This is a genomic window from Paenibacillus popilliae ATCC 14706, assembly GCF_000315235.1.
Classification (GTDB): Bacteria; Bacillota; Bacilli; order Paenibacillales; family Paenibacillaceae; genus Paenibacillus_B; species Paenibacillus_B popilliae.
The window spans coordinates 1-2863 of the sequence record NZ_BALG01000154.1; the positions used below are offsets into that span (position 1 = coordinate 1).

4 protein-coding genes are annotated in these 2863 nt (G+C 49.9%); all 4 read left to right on the top strand.

The genetic code is table 11. The features are described 5' to 3' along the window. The first annotated feature begins 148 nt into the window (after nucleotides 1-148). The 4 genes from PPOP_RS19435 (at nucleotide 149) to PPOP_RS10795 (ending at nucleotide 2713) form a co-directional block, all read left to right on the top strand. Nucleotides 149-1009, top strand: coding sequence for a DnaD domain protein (locus tag PPOP_RS19435; RefSeq protein WP_148277916.1), 861 nt, complete (start codon nucleotides 149-151; stop codon nucleotides 1007-1009). Continuing rightward, on the top strand, nucleotides 942-1721 hold the full coding sequence (locus tag PPOP_RS10790; protein ID WP_234399792.1) for an ATP-binding protein: 780 nt from the start codon (nucleotides 942-944) through the stop codon (nucleotides 1719-1721). Before PPOP_RS19435 ends, PPOP_RS10790 begins: the two co-directional genes overlap by 68 nt. Before the next feature lie 137 nt (nucleotides 1722-1858). Then, on the top strand, nucleotides 1859-2002 hold the full coding sequence (locus PPOP_RS22760; RefSeq protein ID WP_006286364.1) for a hypothetical protein: 144 nt from the start codon (nucleotides 1859-1861) through the stop codon (nucleotides 2000-2002). 156 nt (nucleotides 2003-2158) lie between these two features. Beyond that, nucleotides 2159-2713 carry an MT-A70 family methyltransferase gene (locus PPOP_RS10795; protein ID WP_006286367.1) on the top strand — a complete coding sequence of 185 codons (555 nt, stop codon included), beginning with the start codon at nucleotides 2159-2161 and terminating at the stop codon, nucleotides 2711-2713. Nucleotides 2714-2863 lie beyond the last annotated feature (150 nt).

Here is a 2863-nt window from a genome sequence, read left to right on the forward strand (position 1 = left end):
TTATGCGGGCCTAGCGTCAATACAGGCACATGTCACAACTGGATCGACTATACACGTGAGGGGCGGCGGTGGGCCGAACAATACCGGGAACGGCTATACGAAGCCAACAACGCGTGACGTCCGCGTGACGTCCACGGGAAAGGGGAGGGTGTCACTGGCATGGATAGAAAGTCATCAGGAATTAGCCCGGCATCCTAAAACAAAACGATTTACAAGGTTGCTTGGTACATCCTTACCAACGGCGATAGGGCACCTGCATCTTTTTTGGTGGTGGGCTATGGATTACGCCCAAGATGGAGACTTATCTCGTTATGAATCTGCTGATATTGCAGATGCTTGCGAGTGGGATGGGGCGTCTGAAAAACTGCTAGAAGCCTTGATACATGCGGGTTTTGTTAACGAAGATCTGAGCATACACAACTGGTTTGAATACGTGGGGCGTCTCCTAGAAAAGAAAGAACAGAACAAGGAGAGGAAACGTAAGTCACGCGCCAAAAAGAAGGAAGTCACAAGTATGGATAATGACGGTCACGCGGATGTCACAGGTACGTCACTAGAACAAAGCAGTGACGACCGCGAGAGTCACAGGGCTACCAAACCTAACCTAACCAAACCTAACCATAGTAGTAGTAATAGTGAAATCGGCGGCGAAAACGATGAGAATTTTTCAAAAGCATATCGAGTGATCGAAAGCAACTTTGGCCTTGTCATTAATCCAATTCAAATAAGCGAGCTTGAAAGGCATCTTGCTTCAGGGATGGAACCGGAATTAATTGAGCACGCCGTTTCCTTAACTCGAAAGAGAGGCAAGGATATCAGTTACTTCTGGGGCATTCTTGAGCGATGTGAACAGAAAGGGATTAGGACAGCTCTAGCATTTGAAGAGGAGCAGGCACGTTGGAAGGAGGAACAGCATGCAGAAAGCAGCAAGGGCTCTAAACGTGGAAGAGATCCGACGCCGAGCGGCGAAAGCGAGTTCGCGTTTCTCGACAAGCCGGGTAGAAGTTAACTACGAATGCCCCGGGTGTAAAGATGAACGCGGCTATTTCAAGAAGATACCCCAAAAATATGGCGATATAGAATACTTCGTTGACACGTGGGTTGATTGTGAATGCGAGAAGAGACGGATCATTGAGCGGCTTTTTAAAGCGTCAGCCATAACGGAGGAGTTCCGCAAGAAGTCTTTTGACAACTTTGACTTGGCCCGTGTACCGGATATTGTCCGCGAAGCATACGCCGTCACAGCCGAATATGTTCGGGACTTTGAAACCATCAAAGAGCGGCGCCAGAACAGCATCGCCTTACTTGGGCGTCCAGGGTGCGGCAAGACTCATCTGTTAATGGCCGGAGCGAATGAGTTGCTGCGGCGCGGCGTAGGGGTTGTATATTTCCCTTGGGTCGAGACATTCAACGAACTAAAAAGCGACTTGGGGGCGCTGAACGAACGGATATGGCGGTTGCGGCGGGCAGATGTGTTATTCATGGATGACGTGTTCAAAGGACGGACGGAGCCTACAGCATTCCAGTTGGAACAGCTTTTTGCAATCGTAAATCATCGGTATTTGGAAAACCTGCCTCTCATGATTAGCTCTGAACGGAGCTTTGCGCAGATGTGCAGCATTGATGAGGCGGTCGGTAGCCGACTGCGCGAAATGGCCCGTGGGCATACGGTGACGCTCGCAGGTGGCATGGAGCTTAATTATCGCTTGAGGGAGGATTGAACATGTGTAAAGAGTGCGGCGGAAGCAAAGTAGTTATCAAATGCACGGGGGTGATGACGCAGTTCGGGCCCTGTCCCAACTGCAACAAATGGGGCAGCGCGTAGACTAGCTCAGATGCTGGATGATGGGAGGGCGCAATGAATTGGACAAGCGCAACAACCCCTGAGTTATGCGCCGCTATTTTGGACATGGCGGCGGCGGATGAAGAATTTGAGGCAGCCGGGGCGGAGTTGTTCCGGCGGATTGGAGGGGAGCATGAATTGCAAAGTACCGAACTGTAAGCATGCTGCAACTACGACATGGGCAACAGTCCCAGTATGTGAAATGCACTACGATGTAATTGATTACGAGCACGAACAATACTACAAGGCCTATCAAGACGAGCGAGTTGTCTACAACCGGATAAAGCATTTAGTACCGTTTGAAGATATGCGGCAATGAAATATAGCATCATTTACGCAGATCCCCCTTGGAAATATAAAGACACTGCCAAGGCTGGCAACCGTGGGGCTGCGTGTAAGTATCCGGTCATGACACTTGATGACATAGCAGTGTTGCCGGTTAAAGCCTTGGCCGCTGATGATTGCCTACTTGCCATGTGGTGGGTACCTCCAATGCCGCGAGAAGCCCTGTATGTCATGGATGCATGGGGATTTGAGTTGATAACCATGAAAGGTTTTACATGGCATAAAGAGACGGTGCGAGGCAAGTCACATTTCGGCATGGGCCACTGGACGAGAGGCAATACAGAGGATTGCTTTTTTGCGAGGCGTGGTCGGCCGAAGGTCATCAGCCATAGTGTGAGGCAGTATATATCATCGCCTCTACGAGATCATAGCCAGAAGCCGGACGAGGCCCGAGATCGATTGGTTGAGATGATGGGAGACGTACCACGGATTGAACTATTTGCACGGCAGCGATTTCCTGGGTGGGCAGCCTGGGGGGATGAAGTACAAAGTGATATCCAGTTACCACTTGTCAAAATCGACTAATATTATTCCGGAATTATTCCAAATGGTGTGACGTAATCAGTAACTGGTTATCAAGCAGCAAGGAGGGGAGACTTTGAGCAGCATCCCACGGATTTTGCATTACCCAGGTAGCAAGTGGTCCATGACGGACTGGATCATAAATAACATGCC